At 47.3% G+C, this 23,083-nt stretch carries 4 protein-coding genes and 1 pseudogene; all 5 read right to left on the reverse strand.

Features of this window, described 5'->3' with window-relative positions:
- Positions 1–75 precede the first annotated feature (75 nt).
- Positions 76–2,580: a lyase family protein gene (locus tag NEPTK9_RS05490; RefSeq protein ID WP_194847831.1), complete on the reverse strand. Its 2,505-nt coding sequence runs from the start codon at positions 2,578–2,580 to the stop codon at positions 76–78.
- Positions 2,573–3,619, reverse strand: coding sequence for a pyridoxal-phosphate dependent enzyme (locus NEPTK9_RS05495; RefSeq protein ID WP_194847832.1), 1,047 nt, complete (start codon positions 3,617–3,619; stop codon positions 2,573–2,575). Before NEPTK9_RS05495 ends, NEPTK9_RS05490 begins: the two co-directional genes overlap by 8 nt.
- On the reverse strand, positions 3,619–4,515 hold the full coding sequence (locus tag NEPTK9_RS05500; protein WP_194847833.1) for a GHMP family kinase ATP-binding protein: 897 nt from the start codon (positions 4,513–4,515) through the stop codon (positions 3,619–3,621). Before NEPTK9_RS05500 ends, NEPTK9_RS05495 begins: the two co-directional genes overlap by 1 nt.
- Positions 4,509–22,577, reverse strand: a complete 18,069-nt coding sequence (locus tag NEPTK9_RS05505) for a non-ribosomal peptide synthetase (RefSeq protein WP_194847834.1) — start codon at positions 22,575–22,577, stop codon at positions 4,509–4,511. The genes NEPTK9_RS05500 and NEPTK9_RS05505 overlap by 7 nt, the downstream gene beginning before the upstream one ends.
- Before the next feature lie 316 nt (positions 22,578–22,893).
- Positions 22,894–23,083 (reverse strand): annotated as a pseudogene (locus tag NEPTK9_RS09695) (IS1634 family transposase); the annotation flags it as partial.

Genomic DNA, 23,083 nt, shown 5'->3' on the forward strand with positions numbered 1-23,083 from the left:
AGAAGTGGTTTTGGGCAACGCGAAAGCTGTCGAAAATCCAATTCTTGAATTTGTTTAGGTTTATTTTGCTTATTATCAGCAGGGTATAAATGGATGGCTATTTCTCAACCTACTATGGGCGGTTTCGAGGATCTGTTGTAACGAGTGAGGACCAGGCCCTTTTCCATACTCTAAAAGGTCGTGCCAATGATTGGGATCTTTGGGGAATGTTTCATGAAGGGAAAGGAGCGCTTCCAATGGGTCTTCTCCTTTTGCTTCCGCTTTGAGAATCGCCTTTCCAACAGCTTCGTGAGCCTCCCTAAAGGTCAGAGAGGAGGCTTGAGAAAGTCCCTCTGCAAGGGGAGCTGCTGCTGTAAGACCTTTGGTGATGCTCCGGATCATGTTTTTGGGAAGGGGCTCTGCCCCTTCGATGATCAGGGAGAGAAGTTCTAGGGATTGGATGAGGGAGGAAAAGCTCGAGTAGTACCCAGTAAGCGCTTCGGTCCCTACCTCTACAGAGTTTCCAAAAGGGACTTTATGCATTGTAGCAGCAGCTGTTGTAAACGCACCGGTCATCTGAATGGCTTTTCCTTTAATCTTCTCAAGGAGATAGGGGTTCTTTTTTTGAGGCATTGTCGAAGAGATCCCACATAAGCGATCGGGAAGGGAGAAAAACTCAAACTCTTTGGTCAACCAAAGGTGGTAATCTTGGGCAACCCGGCTGATCGTCGTTCCTAAAGTCGCACCAAGTGCGAGGAGGGTAAGCTCAAGATCACGACTAGCAACGGCGGTAAGGGCATGGGCGGGCCCTTTTTTGAAGGGAAGCTCCTCAGCACTCTTTTCAGGGTCGATAGGATAGGTTGTTCCCCCACCTGCTCCGGCTCCTAAGGGGGAAGCTTCCAGAAGGGAAGAAAGGGAGAGGAGGCTCTTGCTTTGAAGGGCAAGAGCCTCTTCAACACCTGTAAGATAGTAGCCATAAGTTGCTGGCATGGCAGGTTGGTATTGACTGTAGATGGGCATCGGAAGGTTTTTATAGCACTCCCCTTGACACAGGAGTGTAGAGCGCAGCCTCCACAGGGACTGGGAAAGCGCTTGGTAGATCTCTTTGGTTTGAAGTCTTTGAAGGGTCGCATTGATATCGTTCCGGGAACGCCCAATATGGATCAGTCCCCCAGTTTTGATCCCCGTCTGCTCGATCAGCTTCTCCTCATAGGCAAGGTAAAAGCCCACCCCTGGACCATCAATGGCGCGAACAGTTGCAAAATCACCTTTTTCAAGCGCCTCAACCCCCTCTATGAGACGCTTAGCTTGATCAGGTGTGATGATTCTGGTTTTCTTAAGCATGGCAACATGCGCCCTATTTATCTTTGAGAGGGCATGTAAAGGATCGATTCGAGGAATCATCTCTTCTTCTAAGATCCGCTTTACACGGGGATCTAGGGGCTCGGCAAGCCTTCCCCGTCCACATGAAGGGGTTATGGGGGCGATTGTCACCGTCAGATTCCCTAGGGCTTGATCAAGAAGGAGGTGACACTCTTCAAGGGTATCTCCTTTCACGATAGAGTGGCCAATCCGGTCTTTAAAGCTCCCTTCTAACTGGATCAGAGCCCCTTTTTCTTTGTAGAGGGTGAGCCCGTGAAGAGTCTTTGGCACATTCGCTAAAGTCCCTTCTTGGGTGGGAATTATAAAACGGATGGCTGCATGGGAGCTCTTGTGGGGAAGGAAAGAGGGGTTTTGCCCTAGGTAAAGGTGGAGGATATTTTGAATGAGCGGAATCCCTTGGGCCTCTTCAATCAATTGGGGAATCATCCCCCCAGCAAGACGGGGATTCACCTCGATAATATAAATCGTCCCCTTTTTCACCCGGAACTCGACATGGAGGGGGCCAAAATCAAAGTCAATTGCCTTGATAAGTTGGGTGATGATGGAGAGGGCCTCTTGAGAGATTTTTTGAGAAATGGGAGCTGGAAAATCATGTCCCGATTCGACAAAGTGGGGCTTAGGTCCAAGGTGCTTTTTGGTCATACCAAGGAGATAGGGTTCTCCCTTTTGGACAACGATTTCTGCAGAGTATTCCTCTCCTTCGATGTACTCCTGAATGATATGCGAATTGTCAAGATGGGGAAGGGACTCTGGTGAAGAAAAAAGCTCTACACCGATGCTCCCTGTCCCAGGATTGGGCTTAGCAATAACGGGAAAAGAAAAGGAAACTTCTTCTCCTCCTCGAACGGTTGGGATCGCTGGAAGGGAAAGTTTTTTTAATGTTTGGATCAAGCGGTATTTATCGCGACAATGAGCGATTGCTTCGGGATTGGTATGGGGAAGATTGAGCTTTTTTGAGACAAGAGCTGCAGGGTAAATGTAGCTGTCTGAGCTTGAGAAAACACCTTTAAGATCTGAAACTTTTTTTAGGAATGTGGTCAACGCCTCAGGGTCATCCGTATCGATCAAAATGGGATGGATCAGGTGCTTTTTTAAGAAGGGATACTTTTTGGGGTTCTTCGTCAGAAAAAGGGGGGCCAACCCCATTTTTTTCCCTGCATTGAGAAACCATTCTCCGGTTCCAGTCGTATTGCTCTCTATAAATGCGATTTTATCCATGGTGGTTAACTACTTGTTCATAGGGTTGACGCTTCCAATTAAAGTAAGCCCACTCCTTACCCACTTCAGAAAGAGAATCGATGTGTAAAGGGGAGGGAAAAGGGGCATTGAGATCGATTCCTTCCTCTCCAATCCACCGGTCTGAATAAACGGTATGGGTATAGCGGTGCCCTGAGTCGGGGGCAATGAAAACCACCTCTTCATCTCGATTTTTGTTGGCAATCCAACGGGCGACATGAAAAGCTGCCCCTGTCGTTGGACCGCAGTAAAGACCTGTCTTAGAATAGAGCTCTCTAAGCGCCTTGTAAGCGCAGTGGGCAGAAACCCAGTGGACCTCATCGAAAGAGGAATGGATGACATTCTTAGGTAAAAGGGAGTTCCCGAGCCCCCGGAGTTTCCTCTTTCCTGCAGGGAGGCCAAAGAGAACACTTCCAAAGGTGTCGACTCCAATCAGACGGGTGTCGGTATTGACCTCCCGAAGGCGCTCAATGGTTCCACAGGTTGACCCTCCAGAGCCTACAGCTCCTATAAGGGTCAGGGGAGAGCGGAGGTTTTCTAAAAGAAGGTCTGCAAAAGGGGTGTAGGCATGGCGATTGTCTGGGTTATCGTATTGAGCAGGCCAAAAAGCTTGGGGGTGGCTGAATAAATAATCGCGGAGCGCTTGCAGGCGGAGGGTTTGGATGTTTAGATTGTCGATCGACCGCTCAATAATTTGAACCTTTCCTCCAAGAGCAACTAGCCGAGACTGAAGAGCGGGGTCAATGACTGGATCGCTGATGATAATAAAAGGAAGATCAAGCTCTCTACACACAAGAGCAAGTCCTTGAGCATAGGTTCCACTTGAGGTTTCAATAATTGGGTAATCGGGGTTCAGCTTTCCCTCTTTTAATGCCTTGAGGAGCGTATATTTAGCGGGAATAAGTTTCATCAATTCAAAAAGGGCAACCGTCAGATTAGGGGTTAATCGAATCAGCTTTGGACTTACAAGGGTGCTTGAATAATTTGAAAACAGGGCCTCCCCTTTTTTGTCGATGAGCATCAGTCTTCCTCTGTTAAAGAATGAAAAAGGTGAGCGGTCTTTCCCATCTCTTTGAGATTGAGGGTTAATCGTTTTAACTGCAAGTCAAAGGAAGGCAATGAGGGGTCAAGGAGGACCCCAATAAAAGTGCCACTATGGGCAATCGCTACACCGAGCCCTTTAACCTCTTCACAAAAAGAGATGACAGCCTCCAAAGAGGGTTTATCGTGATGCCTCTGGTTCATCCTTGCACTCTCTGTGGCAATGGCTCCGATTGTTTTCAAGTCCCCTTCCTTGACTGCAGAGGTAACTTTTTCAAGAAGCTTGGCATATTTGAAAGAACATTCTGGAGTGTAACATTTCTCCTTTTTGTTATAGGTTAAAGTATCCACGGTATGCCCTTCATCAATGCCCACAATGACAAACCTAGGAAGGTGAGCAAGAGACTCTTTAAGCTCTACCTCCTTGTAATAGAAGGTGGAGCTTCCTGGGTACATGATTCCGTCTGTCGGCTCTATCTCTTTAATTAAGGAGGCAATCAAGTCAGAGTCTAGAGCTTCGATGAAAAAGGTTTCTTTGAGGGCATAGGCAGTCGCAACAAGGTCAGCAGAAGAGCTTGCAAGTCCTTTCCCTTCGGGAATATCGGAGTCAATTGTCAAAACCCCCCCTATCGAGATCTCAAAGCGCTCAAGAATCTTTTCAGCCATCACCGCTGACTTCTTTTTTTCTTTTGGAGAAACGGTCACATGACTCATCTCCAGTCTAGGTTCAAAGTGGGCTCGCGAATAGAGGGAGATAGGGAGGGTGACCATAAAATTTCTTCCATTGGGAAGAATTCCTTGAAGGAGTTCTCCAAAGGTTCCATGGGAAGACCCTCTTCCCTGTTGATAGTGAGTTTTGAGTGATTGAATCAGCATAGCGTCATATCTCTTGTGGATAGGTAAGATTGAATAAGGGTTTCTTCTTTTAGAATGGAATGATGTGAGGCTTCTCGACAAGGGACAACAAGGAGCTGGTCTAGCTCCTCAACAACCCGGTCGATATGATTGTAAGGGAGCGAGGTGATGTGCTCAAAAAGCGCTTCATAACCAGGAGCATGGAATGTCTCATCTTTAAGATAGGCTTTAAAGAGGACAATTTTTGCATGCATAAGCTTTCCCGATAGGGGATGCTTGAGCATCTGGTGTTCAAGAGGGAGATTTTTCAGCACCGCATCGATATAAGAGGGATCATATCCCTGCTTGGAAGCAAATAGGGAGTAGTCATCTTGAATCGCTTTTAAGGGAATCTTTTCCCTGAGCTGGCTGAGTTGGCGGTCTTCAAGCGTCGTATCCAGTAAGCAAATCTGAAGGTTCTTTACCCCTTTACTTTCGAGGATCACCCCCATCTCAAGGGCGATTAAACCTCCCAAAGACCACCCAAGGAGGTGGTATTCCTCTTGAGGTCCTAGCCGGCTGATCTCCTTTAGATAGTGGTCGGCAAGTGCCTCAACTGTCTCAAGTTTTTCTTCCGCATAGAGGTTATAGGAGTCGATCCCATAACAGGTGTATTCCCCCTCTAAGTGGTTTGCTAAAGACGCATAGACCTCACACCCTCCTGCTCCAGGGTGAACCATAAAAAGAGAAGGGCACTCTTTTTTTTCTTTATTAAGGGAAACAAGCAGACCTCTTTCTCCCCTCCTTTCTTCCATTTTATGGGCAAGGGATGCGAGTGTTGGGTGGGCATAAAGGTCAGAAACCTTTAACGAGGTGGCAAACTCTCGATTGAGATGGCCGACTAAACGGATCGCTGAAATGCTACTCCCCCCTAAAGCAAAGAAGTTATCCTCAACTCCAATGTGGTGTTTAGGGAGGTTGAGGAGCTGACCCCAAACCGCTTGGAGTTGATATTCAATGGGTGAAGAGGGAGCTTTGGAAATGGCGTGCTGGTATTGAGGTAAAGGGAGGGCTTTGCGATCAAGCTTTCCACTTGGAGTCAAAGGAAGAGAGGAGATAAAGACCCATACACGGGGCACCATGTATTCGGGAAGGTACTGAAGGAGATAGGCTTGAATCTTTTTCTGATCCACTTTTTCTCCACCCATATAGTAACCAACTAAAACACCTTCTTTTAAAGCCACCACCCCCTGTTGAATAGGAGGATAAGAGGCAAGGTAGCTTTCAATTTCACCGAGCTCGATCCGTTGTCCATTGAGCTTAATTTGGGAGTCACACCGGCCTAGATAATCAAGGTTTCCCTCTTCCGACCACCGGACAAGGTCTCCGGTCCGGTAGAGTCGTTTTCCCTCACGAACGATAAACCTTTTCTCAGTCAAGAGCTTTTGACCAAGATACCCTTTAGCAAGCCCAATCCCTCCGATATAAAGCTCTCCAATCGCACCAACGGGCAGAGGGTTTTGGAGCGGGTCAAGCACCTCAAAAAAGGTGTTCGCAATCGGTTTTCCAATATAGACCTCTTCCCCCTGCTTTGGGCTATAAAAAGAGACATCGATTGAGGCCTCTGTGGGACCATACAAGTTATGGATCTTTCCTTGAGGAAAGAGGGTATAGAAACGGGAAACTTCTTCGGAAGGAAGGGATTCTCCACTGCAAAAGAGATGTTTTAGCCCTAATCGAGCAGTCCCAGTCCTAGTAGAAAGCGCTTCATGAAAGAGGGTGAGCATGGAAGGAACAAAGTGACAAACGGTAATCCCCTCTTTCTCGATAAGATCGATAAGCTTTTCAGGGTCTTTATGGGCTTCAGGTTCCGCAATGACCAGAGTGGCTCCATACCAATGGGGCCAGAAAAATTCCCAGACAGAGACGTCGAAGGTATAGGGGGTCTTCTGCAAAACCTTATCCTCTGGTGAAAGGGGGGTATACCGGTTCATCCACTCAATCCGGTTGATGATCCCTCGGTGCTCAACCATCACCCCTTTTGGGCGTCCTGTTGTTCCCGAAGTATATAGGACATAAGCAAGATCTTGACTCTCCCCCTCTCCCAAATTATCGGAGCTCTGGCTAGCCAACCTTTCCCCCTCTTTATCGATGGCAAAAAGGGGAAGCGAGGAAAGTTTTTTTCGGTATTGACTGTGAATGATCCCCCCTACAGGATGACTTTCTTCGAGCAGAGAGTGGATCCTCTCTTCGGGATATGTCGGGTCGATTGGGAGGTAGGCTCCTCCCGCTTTGAGAATCGCAAGGAGGGCGATGACCATCTCTTCACACCGGTCGAGGCAAAGAGCCACAAGGCTTCCCCTTTCGACTCCCCACTCCTCTTTTAGGAAATGGGCAAGCTGGTTGGCCCTTTTATTGACCGTTTGATAAGAGAGCGTCTCCCCCTTAAACAGGGTAGCAGGGTGGTGGGGAGTCCGAACGGCCTGCTCCTCAAAGAGGGAGTGAATGGTTTTTTGGGAGCTAAACGGGGTTTTGGTCTGGTTCCACTGGTCGATAAGCTCCTTCGACTTTGGAGGAACATAATCAACCATTTTACCACTCGGAAGCTGCTTAGCGAGGTGAACGATCAAGTCGAGAAAATGTTTGATCAAAGTAGAGGAAAAGAGCTCTCCTGCATAGTGGATTTGGAAGGTTAAGCTCTCTTTCCCTTCTGAAACATGGACACCGAGTGGGTAGTCAAGTTTTTCGATTGCCTGTTCTAACTCAAGGGTAGGCCCTATATCTTGGGAGGGTTCGGGATAATTCTCAAAGATGAATAGGTTAAAGAAAAGAGACGTCTGCCCTTCATGAAGGGAGCCAAGATCACTTGTTGCATGGGAGTTTAAACCCTGAATTTTTTGTTGCATCTTTTGTAAATTTGTCGAAAGAGATGCTTCAGGATGGTGGTTAAAAATAAGAGGGAGGGTGTTGATATACAGCCCTACCGACTCTTCAATCCCCTCTATAGGAAGATCCCTTCCTGAAATCACTGTTCCAACGACTGTCTGCTCTCCATTTCCATAGAGGCGGAGGACCTGATGCCATAGATACTGAGCGATTGTACTTAAGGTGACCCCCTCTTTTAGACAGAGGGTACGCAGCTCGTGATAGAGCTTCCCCTCAATAGAGCGCTCCACTTTTGAAGGTTTTTCAATCTTTCGGTAGTTGAAAAGGTTTGTTTTTGAAAGAGAAAGGGGGCTAAGATCAGCTGGATCTTCAATCTGAGCAACCTCCGCTTTCCAGTAAGCAAGGTGGTCTTCTCGATGCTGTTGTAGGTAGGCTTGCCCTTGAAGATAACTCAATTGAGGTTTTAGACTCACCGTTTCTCCCCTCTCAATTTGGTCATAAAGAGCATGAACATAGTTAAAGAGAAGGGGGAGGCTCCAACCATCTAAAATAGCGTGGTGGTTACTAAAGAGAAAGTGGTGGTTTCCCTCTCGATCTTCCGTTAGGTAGAGGCGGAAAAGGGGGCCTTGCGCTAAATCATACCTTTCCTCTCGATCCCTTTGCTGGATAAGGGGGATGTCTTCATGGGTAAGCCGCCAGTCAAGAGGCTGGACTTTATCGATCACTTGAACAAGCTCTTCTTCCCAGTCAAAACGGAGGCGGAGAGAGGGGAACGTTGCATGGGCCATCGCCCAAGCCTCTTTAAGAATAAAGGGATCAATCGGCTTTGTGTAGCGCCCCATCAGCTGAACGATATAAGCATCGTCTTCCTCTCCATGACGAAGAAAATGGGAAATAAACCCTTGCTGCAAGCTACTTGCCCGGTAGACCCCTTCAACCTCGCCCTGCTCTTGAAGTCGGTCAAGGGTATCTCCACTTATGATCTTATCAATATCACTAGGGGTCAGTAGAGGATAGGCCTCTGAGGCTGCTGTTTCAATCACTTCCAGTAAAGAGCTGTGAAAGCGATCACTAAAGCTTTTGATGACCTTCCAAGGGAAGCTCCCTTCGATTGTAAATTTAAGCACCCCATCGACAACCCACCCGTTGATATCAATAGTAGCGGTTGGATGATTCTGAGGAGAAACCCCTTCTCCAAACGTTTCATCGGTTATCTTCCACTCCTCTTCTACCTTTTTTCCTCGGTCAAGCTGTCCAAGGTAGTTAAAACGGATGGGGGATAAAGGGCCCTTGTACCCGATCCCTTTTTGAGGGATGGTTCTGAGCCTTTCTTTGGTCTCTTTAATCGTCTGAGAACAAGAGGGGTGGTCGATAAGGAAAACGGGATAAAGGGTGGTAAACCACCCAAGGGTCCGCGAAAGATCTAGGGTGGGATCTATCTCCTCCCTCCCATGTCCTTCCAAAGTGATCAGGTTTTCCTTTTCTTGGGTCAAAATAGGGAGAGCACGTGCCAAAGCAGCTAGTAGGAGATCATTCATATCTGCATGATAGGCCTCTCGACTTTTTGTCAAAAGCTCACCCGTCTTATCTTCTTTTAAACAAAACTCCTCAGTGACAATTGGACCATTTTGCTTTTTAAAGGGGGGAATAGAGGGGATTTCTCCCCAGTTGGGAGTTGGCAGGTTTTCAACCGCTTCGACCCACTGCCGATAACTGCTCCCCTTCTTCCCTAGAGTTTTTCCCTCATAAAGACTTTGGAGGTCTTCGGTTAAAATTCTCCAACTCACCGCATCGACAATGAGATGATGGAGGGAAAAATGGATCTTTCCTCCATCGGGAGTTTTGAGATAAGTGACCGCTGCTAAGGGCCCACTTTCAAGGTCAAATCCCTTGTGTTGCTTGGTAAAGAAAAGGTCGAGCCCTCCTGTAGGAATCGCATCGACGACATAGAACAAGAGTGCTCTTTCTTTCCCCTTGGAATAGGTCTGCCTTTCCCCTTTAAAGCGGAGGCGAAAGGCATCATGGTGCAAGGCAAGCTGGTCGAGCGCTTTTTCTAAACGGTTGGGATCAAGAGGTGGGGTTTGAATGACAAAGGATTGGTTCCAGTGAGAAGGAACTTCAAAGTTTTGTTCAAAAAACCACTCTTGAATGGGAAGGAGGTTAAATGTTCCGACCAACTCTCCCTCTTCCCGCTTGATTTCTGTAGAAGCCTGACACTCTTCTTGGGCTTTAAGATAGCGAGCAAGGTTTCCAACCGTTCTTTGGGTAAAGATCGCATCCACAGTGATAGGGAGATGGAGGGTTTGCCGGATCTGACTCAAAAGCTGAATGCTGCTAATACTATCCCCCCCAAGGCGGAAAAAGTCATCCTCTATTCCGATCGTTTGAGGATCGATCCCAAGGACCTTTCCAAAAATATTGCACAAGGCTTGTTCTAACTTACTTTGAGGAGGGGTATAGATCGATTCCTTTCTTGGATAGGAAGGGGCAGCTTTTTCTCTTTTTCGTTTCGAGTTTGATATAGGAGTCTGGGTAAGGGCATCGGGATGCGCTCCCATTTCTTGTATGAGCTCTTGAATAAATGTGAGAAAGTTTTGAATCGTTTGTCGATCAAAGAGCTCTTCTGCATATTGGATTTTGAATAGAAGCTTTCCCTCCCCTTCAGAGGCAACAACACCTAAAGGATAGTCAAGTTTTTCGATCGAATCTTCAAAAACCACCGGAAGTCCACCCTCTTTTTGGGGGTGGGGGTAGTTATCGAAGACAAAAAGGGTTGCAAACAGGCGCTCTCCCTCTTTTTGGAGAGAGCTAAGGGAAACTCCTCTTTTTGTTTGCAGATCAACAATCTCTTGTTGAACCTCTCTTAACTTCTCAGAGTAAGAGACCTCGTCTCGATGATCAACAATAAGGGGAAGTGTGTGGATATAGAGGCCAATCGCTGTTTCGATTCCATCGATAGGAAGCTCTCGTCCAGAAATGACTGTTCCCGTCACCGTTTGAGAGGCATTCCCATAGACACTTAAAAGGTGGTGCCAAGCATATTGAGCCACACTGTTTAAGGTTACCCCTTCTTTCTGGCAAACTCCCTTTATTGACTGGTAAATCTCTCCTCCTATCTCAAGGGTCAGAGAGGCAGGCTGTTTGACCTCTCTATAAGTGTAGAGGTTCACTTGTTTCAGGCAGACTCCTGAAAGATCAGGGCGGTCTTGGATCGCTTCAACCTTTTGTTTCCACTCCTCTAAATGGTCCTTTGCATGTTCCTGGAGGTAGTGGCTAGCATCGAGGTAGGTTCGCTCCGTCTCCACATTGACCTCCTCTCCCCGTTCAAGCGCTTGATAGGTCTGGTGAACCCAGTCAAAGAGTAAAGGGAGACTCCAACCATCTAGGATCGCATGGTGGGTACTAAATAAAAGGGAGTAGGACTGGCTTGATTCCCGCATCAGATAGAGTCTAAAAAGGGGAGCTTTGAGGAGGTCATATTTTTTCTCCCGGTCGTCTTTTTGAACCTCTTCGATCCCCTTTTTCCCCTTCTCAAGATCGATAAAGGTCCAGTCAAGTGCCCCTTCTTTTTCAATGATCTGAACAGGGGTTTCTTCCCAATCAAAATGGAGGCGCAAGGGAGCAAACCGCTTCTGGGCGAGGACCCACGCTTTCTTAAAGTGGGAAATATTGAGAGAGAGGGGGTACCTCCCGATTTGTTGGACAATATAAGCATCATCGGTCTCAGAGCTACGGAGAGCTTGATAGATGAACCCTTGTTGCAAACTATTTGCCAGATAGACCTGCTCGATCTCTTTTTGTTTTTGGATGCGGTCCAGAGGTGTTTGAGAAAGGACTCCGTCGATATCGCTGGGGGTTAGCTCCCCCTTCTTTTGAGATGTTGCATGTGTAATCACCTTTAAAAGGGTCTCTTTAAAGGTTTGTGCAACCGTTTTAAGCAGTGCTAGGGCAACAGCTCCTTCAAAGGTAAAGGTTAGCCTATCTTTAATCACCCAACCATTGATATCGATTAACCGGGGATGGAGATTTTCTGGAGCAACCATCATCCCACTTGGTTCATCTGTAATGGCCCATTTTCCTTGAGCGGGATCCTTTTCAAATTGCCCTAAATAATTAAAACCAATCGAAGGTAAGACTCCTTCATACCCAAGGCCATGGTCAGGGATCTTTCTAAGCGCCTCTTTTACCCCCTTGATCGTCTCCCCGGTTCCCTCTTGTGCGGTTAAGGAAAAGGGGTATTGGGTGGTAAACCAACCCACGGTGCGAGAAAGGTCGATCGTAGGATCGATCGCCTCCCTTCCGTGCCCCTCTAATGTAATGGAGTGGTTCTGTTTTCCTGTGATCGATGGAAGGGCTAAAGCTAGCGCTGCTAAAAGCAGATCGTTGATCTCTGTCTGATAGGCCTGGTGGCTCTTTCTTAAAAGGAGCCCCGTCTCCTTAGGGCCAAGCTTTATTTCATAACGGCTGATCTTCTTTTCCTTTGCAAGGGGAATCACCTCCTCCTCAAATGGCGAAGCTTTCCAACCTTTATGCGCTTGAACCCGTTTTCCCCACTGCCGATAACTGCTCCCTTTCCTTTCTAAAGCTCCCCCCTCATAAAGGGTCTGGAAATCTTCGGTTAAAATCCTCCAACTTACCGTATCGATAACCAAGTGATGGCAGGCGATATGGATCCGGCAGCTTCCATCGGAGTATCCGTGGAGATACCCCACGCTGAAAAGGGGCCCTTTTTCAAGATCAAAACCGCTCTGCCACCGTGTTAAAGTCTCTTGGAGATCTTCAACCTTTGTAACATCAAGTGTATGGAATATAAATGGGGTCTTATCAGTGTAAAAGGGTTCCCCATTTTTAAAGCGTAACCGGAGAGCATCGTGATGCTCAAGAAGCTTTTTAGCAGCCTCTTTCACCTTTTTTGGATCGAGAGGAGGAGTCTGGATCAAGAAAGACTGGTTCCAATGCTCGGGAGATGAAAAGGATTGGTCAAAAAACCACTTCTGGATCGGAAGTTGGGAACACGCCCCTTTGAGAATCCCCTCTTCCCTTTGAATCTCAAGTTTTTCTCTTTTTCCCTGCTTTAATAGGGCGGTCAATCGGGCAACTGTCCGCTCTTTAAAAACCTCTTTAACCGAGATATTGAGACCCAGCCGCTTTCTAAGGCGACTCACAAGTTGAATGGTTATAATGCTATCGCCTCCTAAGAGGAAAAAGTCATCATCGATCCCCACCTTTTCTCCTAAAAGGTCTTCCCAAATCGTACACATCTCTTTTTCCATCGGAGTCTGAGGTCGAGCTAACCTCTTTTTTAATCCACGTTCGGGAAGGGGGAGGGAAGAGCGGGCAACCTTTCCAGAGGGATTTAAGGGAAGTTGTTTCAAAAAGAGGTAGTGGTGAGGGACCATATAGCTGGGAAGGATCTTTTGCAAGGAAGCGATGAGATGCTCAGAGGAAAGAGGCCTCTCCGCCACATAGTAGGCAACAAGTTCTTTCTTCTCTAAGCAAGTGACAACCCCCTCTTTCACTTCAGGAATCGAAAGAAGAGCCGCTTCCACCTCTCCACACTCAATCCGATAACCTCGGATTTTAACTTGGAAATCTTTTCTCCCCACAAAGAAGAGGGTTCCCGCTGAGTCGTAATAGACGAGATCTCCTGTCCGGTAAAGCCTCTCCCCTTTTTTAAAGGGAGAGGGGATAAACCGCTTGTCGGTCAACTCAGGTTGGTTGAGATATCCCCTTGCAACTCCTACACCTCCAATGCACAACTCGCCGATAGCTCCAATCGGGAGAGGTTTTAAGTCCCGGTCTAAAACATAAGTGACGCTATTTGCAACCCCCTTCCCAATAGGAGGGTTTCCCCCTTTTACCTCTTGTGTTGTCGCCGTAATGGTTGTTTCTGTTGGTCCATACTCATTCATTATTTCAAAATGGGCGCTATTTTCACCGAGCCTAGCCACCATCTCTGCAGTGAGGACATCCCCTCCAGATATGACCCGTTTTAAGTCGGGGAGGCGCTCCCCTTCAATCTGTGAAAGAAAAGGAGGGGGAACATGGAGGTGGGTAATATGATGTTTGTTCAAAAAAGGGTAGAGCCTTTCCCGGTCGAGTAAGAGATCCCTTTCTGGGATAACCAGTTCGTACCCATTGAAAAGAGCGAGTGTGATTTGCTCTACAGAAGCATCAAATACAGGGTTTGCAAAAAGGAGGATTTTTTCCTCTCCCTCTAAACGGTACCGCTCCGTTAGGTGGTGGGCTAAATTGACAACCCCCCGATGCTCAATCATCACCCCTTTTGGCCTTCCTGTCGACCCAGAGGTGTAGATTACATAGGCAAGGTCTCGACTATTTAAGGGAACCTTCGGGGAGGTTTTTGAGTACCCTTCCAAGTTCCAATCAAAGGTCTCATCGATCAACCGACTCTTACCAATATCATCAAGAATATAATCGATCCGCTCTTTAGGATAGGTAGGGTCAAGGGGGACGTAGATCCCCCCTGCTTTTAAGATCCCCAAAATGGTAAGAATAGCCCAGTCACTTCTTTCTAAAGCAAAGGGAATGAGTTCTCCAGGCTTTACCTTCCATACTTTGATAAGGTAGTGGGCAAGTTGGTTCGATTTTTCATCGAGTTCGCGGTAGGTGAATGTCCGATTCTTATAGGATAAAGCTCTTTTTTCAGGGCTTTTTTCAACCCTTTTTTGAAATGCCTCAGGAATCGTCTGCTCAAGAGGGAGTGTGGTATCGGTGTGACGCCCCAGGTCAAGGACCGTTTCTCTTTCCTTATTATTCAAAAATTCAAACGCTTCACACCCCTCCCCTATTTGGCTAAGAAGGGTCTCGACTAAAGAAAGGAACCGCCTAATCACCTCTTTAGAAAAGAGCTCTCCCCCATATTGGAGCTTGAAAAGGAGGTAGTCGCTCTCTTCATACACCACCACTCCAAGGGGGTAATCAAGCTTTTCAACCGCTTTCTCAAATGTTACCTCGATCTCTCCTTGCTTTTGCTCAGGGTAATTTTCAAAGACAAAGAGGGTCGCGAAAAGGCGTTCCCCTTTCTTGTGAAGGGCACTTAGATCGGTTCCACTCCGTTCATTGATCTCATGAATTTTTCTTTGGATCGTTTGGAGGTGCTCGCTGATATTCATCGAACCAGAGTGATCCACAACCAGGGGGAGGGTGTTGATGTAAAGGCCAACAGACCGCTCGATCCCATGAATCGGAAGTCCCCGCCCTGAGGTGACTGTTCCAACACAGGTTTGATCACTATTTCCATACACACTGAGAACCTTATGCCAAACATATTGGACCGCTCCATTTAGAGTCACCCCCAAGTCTTGACACCGTCGCTTCAAGCGGTCATAACACTTCCCTTTGAAAGTAAGCTGAGCGCTTTGGGGATCGGTCACAACCTGGTGCTCGTCGATTGACTTCCCCTCAAGGGTGAGGTGGTTGAGTTGAGGACGTTCGGTAATCGCTGCGACCTCTTTTTTCCAGTAGTCAAGGGAACCCTCCCTAGGATGCTGCAGGTGCCGCTGCGCATCGGTGTAGCTCCTTTGAACCGTAGGAGCTGGAATTTCGCCCCTTTCGAGCTGCTGATACACCTCATGAACAAATGTGAGTAGGATTCCATTGCTCCAGCCATCCAAAATCGCATGGTGGTTGCTGAGCATTAACCGATCCCCTTTCCCTTCCTCTTTGATCAAGTAGACCCGAAAAAGGGGCCCTTTTTCGAGATCATACCCCTCCTTACGGTCCCTTGCTTCAATTTGGTCATCAAAGGGGATGCACCGAAAGTCAACGGTTCCCTGTTTATCAACCACTTGAAGGAGCTTTTCTCCCCAGTAAAATCTCATCCTAAGGGGAGGAAAGGTCTGTTGAGCGATTTCCCATGCTTGTTTTAGCCGTTTAGGGTCGAGCGATCTTTGATAACTCCATAAAAGTTGGACAATATAGGCATCATCATCCGCTTCCCGTTTAAGTCCATGATAGATAAATCCCTTCTGGAGACTATTAGCCCCATACACCCCCTCAACTTCCCTCTCTTTTTGAAGGGTGTCGAGTAGAGATTGATCGACAATTCCATCGACATCGCTGGGAGTAAGATAAGAGCGTTTAAGGGTTTTTGTGTGGGCGATAATAGAGGAAAGGCTTTCCTTAAAGTGAGAAGCAAAGCAGCTCACCTTTTTTTCAGAAAGATACCCTTCGATCACAAATTTTAACCTTCCTTCCAAAACCCACCCAAGAATATCAACCGTATGGGGAGACTGGTTTCCTTCACCAATGGCCTTCCCACTCTCCTCATCAGTGATCACCCACTTTCCTACCGATTGTCCCCGATCAAACTGTCCCAAATAGTTGAAACTGATGGAAGGGAGCTTGCCTCGGTAGCCCATGCCGCGGTTGGGAACCTGGCGGAGAGCCTCTTTTACCCCCTGAATGGTTATCCCCACCTCTTTCCTATTTCTTAAAGAGACAGGATAAAGGGTTGTAAACCACCCTAACGTTCTTGAAAGGTCAACAGATAGCCCTTCCCCTTCTCGGCCATGCCCTTCCAAAGTGATGAGACTCTCATCCGATCCGGTAAGCATGGGTAGGCTCATCGCTAGTGCTGCTAATAAAAGATCATTGATCTCTGTATGGTAACCCTTCCCACACTCCATCAATAGAGCGGTCGTTTCCCCTTCCGAAAGGTTAAAGGTTTCTGAAAAGAGCGTCTCTGTTTCAGGGGGGAGGGGATCCTCTTTAGGAACCCTTTTCCACTCCCCTTTTAAATCAAGAGCATTCACCGTCTCCACCCACTGCCGGTAACTTGTCCCCTTTTTCCCCAAAGGCTTTCCGTAGTAAAGGATCTCTAGGTCCTCTTTGAGGATCCGCCAACTCACCGTATCGACAATCAGGTGGTGGAAAGCAAAGAAAATCCGGGCACTCCCATCTTTAAAGCCGTGGAGGTAAGCGCAGATCGCTATAGGTCCCTTTTCAAAGTCAAAGCAGCTCTGCCACTTTGTAAGAAGGGAGGAGAGGTCTTTTCCTTTTGAAACATCATAGGTTTTAAAAGGGAGGGTAAAATCATCGCTATAGGTCTGGGTTTTTCCTTGAAAGCGGAGGCGAAAGGCATCATGGTAGTTCACAAGGTCAATAACCGCTTGTTGAAGCCTTTTCACTTCAAGAGGAGGGGTCCGGATCAAAAAGGATTGGTTCCAATGATGAGGGTTTTTAAAGGGGACATTTAAAAACCAGTCTTGGATGGGAAGAAGGTCAAAAGTTCCTTCAAGAATCCCCTGCTCCTCTTTAACAGGAGTACTGACTTTTTTCGGTAAGTTATCGATGAGGTTTTGAATCGTCTTTTGCGTAAAGATTTCCCTGACAGAAACTTCGACACCTAATTTTTGACGGAGGCGGCTCACCAGCTGAATGCTGACGATACTATCTCCACCTAAACGGAAGAAGTCATCTTGAATCCCCACCTTCTCTCCTTCAATTCCGAGGAGTTCGCCCCAAATGATACACACCTCCTTTTCCAGTGGAGTGCGAGGGGGCAGATAATCAAGAGCTCCTTTAAGCTCGGGCTTGGGGAGTTTTTTTCGATCGAGTTTCCCATTGATCGTCAAAGGAAGTTCATAGAGGTGAACCAAAGCTGTGGGAACCATGTAGCTTGGAAGCTTCGATTGCAGATAGGACTCCAGCTCTTGTGCCTCTAGAGGCTCAGGAGACACATAATAGCCAATCAGGTGTTTATGCCCCTCTTCTCCATAAGTCTGAGCAAGGACCACACTTTGAGAGACCTCCTCGTGAGAGGATAGGGCCTCTTCGATCTCTCCAAGCTCGATCCGAAAGCCGCGGATTTTCACCTGAAAATCTTTCCGGCTGATATATTCAATCTGTCCATCTTGAAGGTACCGAACCAGGTCCCCTGTATGGTATAACCTTTCATTATACCCTTTACGGATTGTTCCTTTAGGGAAGGGGTTGGGAACAAACTTTTCAGCGGTCAGATCTTCCCGATTTAGATAGCCCCTTCCCACACCAACTCCCCCAACCATGAGCTCCCCAACAGCCCCCAAAGGGACCGGTTTTAAATCTTCATTGGTGATATAGATCTTTGTATTGCCAAGCGTTCCATGGATTGGCATGATCTTTGGGGTCGACCCCAAAGTTTCCGGGTAAATCTTGAAGTGGGTCACATCATCAGAGCACTCGGTTGGACCATAAGCATTAATGATGGGGATTTCAGGATAGATGTTGAACCACCTTTCACAGATCTCTTCAGGGAGAGGCTCTCCATTGATCATCATCCAACGAAGGGAGCGAAGAGAGTGGGCTTTCCCCTCTTCACTTTCAACAACGGGAAGAATGGCATACATATGGCTGGGAACCGTTTGGAAAATGGTCACTTTTTCCTTTTCCATAAGCTCTAAAAGCCCCTGAGGTTCCCAAGCAGCCATCCCCCTAAAGACCACTGTTGTTCCTCCTACCATGAGGGCAGAGACAAATTGCCAAACAGAAACATCAAAGCTTTGTGTTGCTGTTTCTGCAACGCGATCATCCGAGGTCATCCCCATATCTTTAACCTTGATATAAAGATGGTTGATCATCCCCTTATACTCAACCATCGCCCCTTTAGGGCGTCCTGTGGATCCCGAAGTATAGATCACATAGGCAAGAGAGCTCGGGGAGATCTTGAGGTTAAGGTTATCACTTCTCCACTCTGAAACATCCACCTTATCGATAACAGTGATCTCTTCATCTCTAACCGCTCCTCCTTCGAGCAGAGGAAGGTACTTTTCTTCGATTAAAATCCCTAGGGCTCCACACTCCTCTAAAATCGCTTTGATCCGATCCTTGGGAAGGGCGGGATCGATCGGGAGGTAAGCTCCCCCTGTTTTAAAGATCGCTAGCATGGCAAGGAGAAGGTCGAGGCTTCTGTCGATAATCACAACGATCAACGTATCGGGGGTAATAGAGTACCGCTTCTTTAAAAAGTGTGCCCACTGATTCACCCTCTTATTAAGCTCCTCGTAGGTCAGCCGGGTTTCCTCATCAACGACCGCTACCCGCTCTCCATACCGGCTGACGACCTCTTCAAAAAGTTCTGCCCATGACCGGTCAATAGGATAATCCGTTTCGGTTTGATTCCATGTTTCAACAAGGGTTTGATGCCTCTCTGGAGTCAGATATTCAAGGGTTTGAATCGGACGGTCTAAGTCCTCTACAGAAATCAATTGGTTTAAGATCACCTGATAGGTCTCGATGTACCCCTTGATTGTTTTTTCTCCAAAAAGAGCGGTGGCATAGTTGACACTTCCCTTCAAGAGATGCTGACTATCATCGATTTGAAAGCTAAGATCAAACTTCGCCACTTTAGAGGAGAGACTCGAAGGGGTATAGCTTTTTAAAAAGGCATTATCATGTGAGCCAATCGCAAAGCGATCAACCTCAAACAAGACTTGGTAAATAGGGTGGCGGCTCAGATCTTTTTGGACGTCAAGCCCCTTCACCAATTTTTCAAAGGGGAGGTCTTGATGGTCTTGTGCCTCAGCAAGCTGCTCACCCATCTCTAAGATAAACCGCTTCAAAGAGCTTTTCCGGTCAACCTTTACCCTTAAGGGAAGAGCATTCACAAAAAGCCCCAAAAGCCTTTCCGTTTGAGGGAGGTGACGCCCTGCAAATGTCGTTCCGATGACAAGGTCATCTTGGTGGCAATAAACGCGAAGCATTAAAAAGTAAGCGCTCAAAAGGAGGGTATAGAGGCTCACGCCAAGTTCCTGAGCGAGGAAGCGGACCTTTTCGGAAGTCTCTTGAGAAAGAGCAAAGGGAATTTCCTCTCCTTGATAGGAGACCTCAAGGGGGCGGGGGAAATCGGTTAACAGGTTTAAAGTCTCAAACCCTTCCAGTTTTTCCTTCCAATAGTCAAGGTGAGGGGTTAACCTCTCCCCTTGAAGCTCCTGTTTCTGCCACCGCGCATAATCTCTGTACTGAATCGGGAGCTCAGGGATGACTTCCCCCTTATAAAGAGCCTCAAGCTCTTCCAATAGAAGGGGGATTGACCACCCATCAAAAGCGGTATGGTGAACCAGAATTGAAAGGTACCTCTGTTTATCTAAAGTATAAAGCGCGATTCGGAGTGGGTACTCTGTCTCAAAGTTGAAAAGATAAGAAGCCTCTTTCGACAGCTTTAGATGGAGCTCCTCTTTGCTTTTCACCTCCTCTTCCCTATAAGGAATGGGATAGTTCTTCACCTCCTGGGCACGCTCCCCTGTTTGCTCCTTTACAACCACACTCCTTAAAACCTCATGGCGCAAAAGCACCCCTTCAAAAGCTCTCTTAAGGCGCCCCTTATCGGCATCGGGAATCAGTCTAAAAAACAGAGGAATATTGTAAACAGCGCTTCCTCCTTCAAAGGCGTCGATAAATAGGAGGCTCTGCTGTCCAAATGAAAGAGGGCCCCTTTCAGAAGTCCTTTTTTCTATCAGAACCGGCGCAGAATCCTGGTCGCTTTTTTGATCGAGATACTGGACAAATGTTTCAATCGTATCATTCTGGAGGATCGCCTGCATCTTGACCAAGGTTCCCCACTCATCTCCAATTTTCCGACCGATGCGGATCGCCCCAATACTGTCTCCACCGAGAGAAAAAAACCGCTCATTCCGACCGATCTTCCCGCTATCGATTCCGAGAACCTCCCCCCAGATTTCGGCCAACCTTTTCTCTCTCTCTCCTATCGGGGGGAGATAGTTCTCTTTTGAAGAAAAAACCGGTTCAGGAAGCGACTGGTAGTCCACCTTACCATTTGAAGTCAGTGGAAAAGTCGCCAGTCTCACCCAGGCAGTAGGGATCATAAAGTCAGGAAGGCTAGAGGCGATACCAACCTTTAAGCGCTCTACAAAACGCCCCTCCTCCGCGCGCGACTGGGTCATAGGTTGGTTAGCAAAGTCTCCCCTATCACTCTTCTTGGGAAGGGGATAGTCGATAAAGCTCTCCTCCCCTTCTGGAGAAGGAGCGATTAAATAGTGGAAGGGACTTTCCAGGTCTAAATGGATTTTTGGGAAGAGTCCTTTTTCTTTGCACCATCCCCTTAGCTCCTCAACCGAATATCCCCTCTCATTCTTAGAGGTGACCCGACTGTTTAAATAGCGGAAACACCCCTTAGGGGGACTCATTTTCCCCGATTGCTTTACCCCATTAAGGTGGAGAACTGCATCGTAGCGAAAATCATTCATCTCGTTTGAAAAGGTCCCCCATCGAGGGAGGAGCTCAACCTTAGAGATCTGAGGATACTTCTTTTGCAGCCACACAAAGTATTCAGGGGAGATCAAAAGCTCCTTTTCCAAGCTAGCTAACCTTTTAATCTCTTCTTCAGAAACCACACCACCACGAAAACATTGAAGAGAGTGATGAAAATGCTCGAGAAGGCGGTAGTCCCGAATGTCTCCAAGAAAGAGGGTAGCCTCCCCATCTAGATAATCCACCAGACGGCTGAAGACAGATTCAAAATAGTCGAGATGGGGAAAATATTGAATGACAGAATTTAAAATGACCGTATCGGGCTTCTTAGAGAGGCGATCCAAAGGGACATTAAGCGCATCTGAGCAAAAGATTTCGACCTTATCTTCCACCCCTTTTTCTTGAGCAAGCCTCTCCGTAGATTCAAGAGCTTTTCTAGAGATATCTGAGCTATAATACCTGTCACAGGCATCGATACACCTAAAAAGGAGCAACCCATTTCCTCCCCCTAACTCGAGAACCACTTTAGGATTCAGTTCCTTGATCCTGATAGCCGTTTGAGAAACCCACTCCTCCATTTCCTCCCGAGGGATTGCCTTGCCTGTATAGGAGCTCTTCCAAAGATCAAAGGCCTCTCCCTCCATCTCCTTATACTCCTGATCAAAGACCTCAGTCCAATTCTCTAGAGTCGCCTCCTCCTTTCCCTTAAAGCGAGTATAGTAAGCAGCCAAATAGGGTTGCCCCCTATTTTCCTTCGGAACCACAACCGCTCGCTCGATCCCCTCCTGTTCAACAAGTGCAGCCTCAACCTCTCCACACTCAATCCGAAACCCTCGAATCTTCACCTGAAAGTCAACCCGCCCGATATACTCAAGCTCCCCATCCGGTAACCGTTTCACGCGGTCTCCAGTCCTATACATCCGCCCCAAACGTGGATGATTGATGAACCTTTCAGCCGTTAGCTCTTTCTGATTGAGGTAGCCTCGAGCCAGCCCCATACCTGTGATATAGAGCTCTCCCTCCCCCACCTCCTCAAGCCCATCATCGAGAACGTAGACCCCCTCTCCTTGGAAAGCCTTTCCAATCAAATTACGGCGCTCAGGATTGACCCCAGCATCGGAGTAGAGCTTTGATGTCGACCAAATCGTTGTTTCAGTAGGCCCGTAGACATTGACTAGCCTGATCCCCTTCTCAAGGATCTTCTCCAAAAGGTCTTTCTTTAAACTCTCCCCACCAACCAAAAGGAGGGTATTTTCCATGTTTGTCAGGTTGTCGATCTGCAAATAGCATAAGCTAGGGGTCATCTGAATAAAGTCCCACTCGCTTCCATCGATTGCCCTCACCGAGCTATCCCCAATCTCTACCCTTCCGCCACTTAGGAGGGGAAGGCCATACTCCAAACCAAAAATATCAAACGTGTCATTAGTGAGACTATAGGTTGAAAGAGGACCCTTACCTGAAAAATAGAGATCTTGAACCGCCCGGATCGTTGCAACATACGCATCATGCTCGATCATGACTCCCTTCGGCTTTCCCGTTGTGCCCGAGGTGTAGATGACATAAGCAAGATCCGTCCCTCTTACTTCCCCGTGAGGATTATCCACCTTTTCGTTTAAAAGAGCCCTTTGCATCTCCGGACAATCGACAGAAATCACCTTCCCTTTGAACCGCCCTTGATGTCTCTGGTTGGTAATGACAACAGATGCCCCCGTATCCTCCAGAATGTAGTCAATCCGCCCCTTAGGATAGCTTGGGGAAACAGGAACATAAGCCCCTCCAGCCTTTAAAATCGCGAGTAAACCAATAACGGTTTCCTCGCTCCGATCAAGACAGAGGAGGACAAGTCCCCCTTGCTCAAACTCGGGTAAACGGCGCATATAATGAGCAAGGCGATTCGCTGCTTCATTGAGTTCTCGGTAGCTTAATAAGGCGCTTCCACAAGAAAGGGCGGGGCTGTCTGGGCCAGCCTTAACTTGCGTTTCAAAAAGGTGGTGGATCGTCGGCATAACTCTAATATTTATTTCAGTTCTAAAAACATAATTTTTTTTAACAGAAAAATCAAGCTTTTTATGAGCAGAGGCTTTCCCGCTGTAACAATTTTAAGTAAGCTGGGTCGAAAAAATCCAGCCGGCCAGCCGCCGATTTGGCTCGACTAGAAGATGAAAGTTTATAAATTTCTCCCAATTCGGGGTTTAAAATAATTTATAGTGTTTTTTCTGCGCTTTCGGGGCAGGGGGGAGCTCTGTTCTTGATGACTTCTCCCCCTTGACTTTGACTAAGCTGCCCTTACAAGGCTTCGCATCAAATCCCATGTTCCGCAGGTTATGCTGCATCCTCATATATTTTTTGGTATACCGGTCCCATTAAGCTGAGTATGGTTATCCTCACTGCATTGAGGTTTAGTACCATTTCGGCAACCCCTTGATCGGTTGTTTTATAGAGAATATGAACTCCCTCAAAGAGTTGATAAATCCACCTCATCGTGGGTTTCTTTGTTGGCTGGCCTCTCTGG

It is taken from the genome of Candidatus Neptunochlamydia vexilliferae (assembly GCF_015356785.1).
Taxonomy (GTDB): Bacteria; Chlamydiota; Chlamydiia; order Chlamydiales; family Simkaniaceae; genus Neptunichlamydia; species Neptunichlamydia vexilliferae.

Bases quoted from the DNA above. Each gene is read 5' to 3' on its own strand.
- NEPTK9_RS05490 (WP_194847831.1), bottom strand. From the start codon at position 2,580: ATGGATAAAATCGCATTTATAGAGAGCAATACGACTGGAACCGGAGAA.
- NEPTK9_RS05495 (WP_194847832.1), bottom strand. From the start codon at position 3,619: ATGCTCATCGACAAAAAAGGGGAGGCCCTGTTTTCAAATTATTCAAGC.
- NEPTK9_RS05500 (WP_194847833.1), bottom strand. From the start codon at position 4,515: ATGCTGATTCAATCACTCAAAACTCACTATCAACAGGGAAGAGGGTCT.
- NEPTK9_RS05505 (WP_194847834.1), bottom strand. From the start codon at position 22,577: ATGCCGACGATCCACCACCTTTTTGAAACGCAAGTTAAGGCTGGCCCA.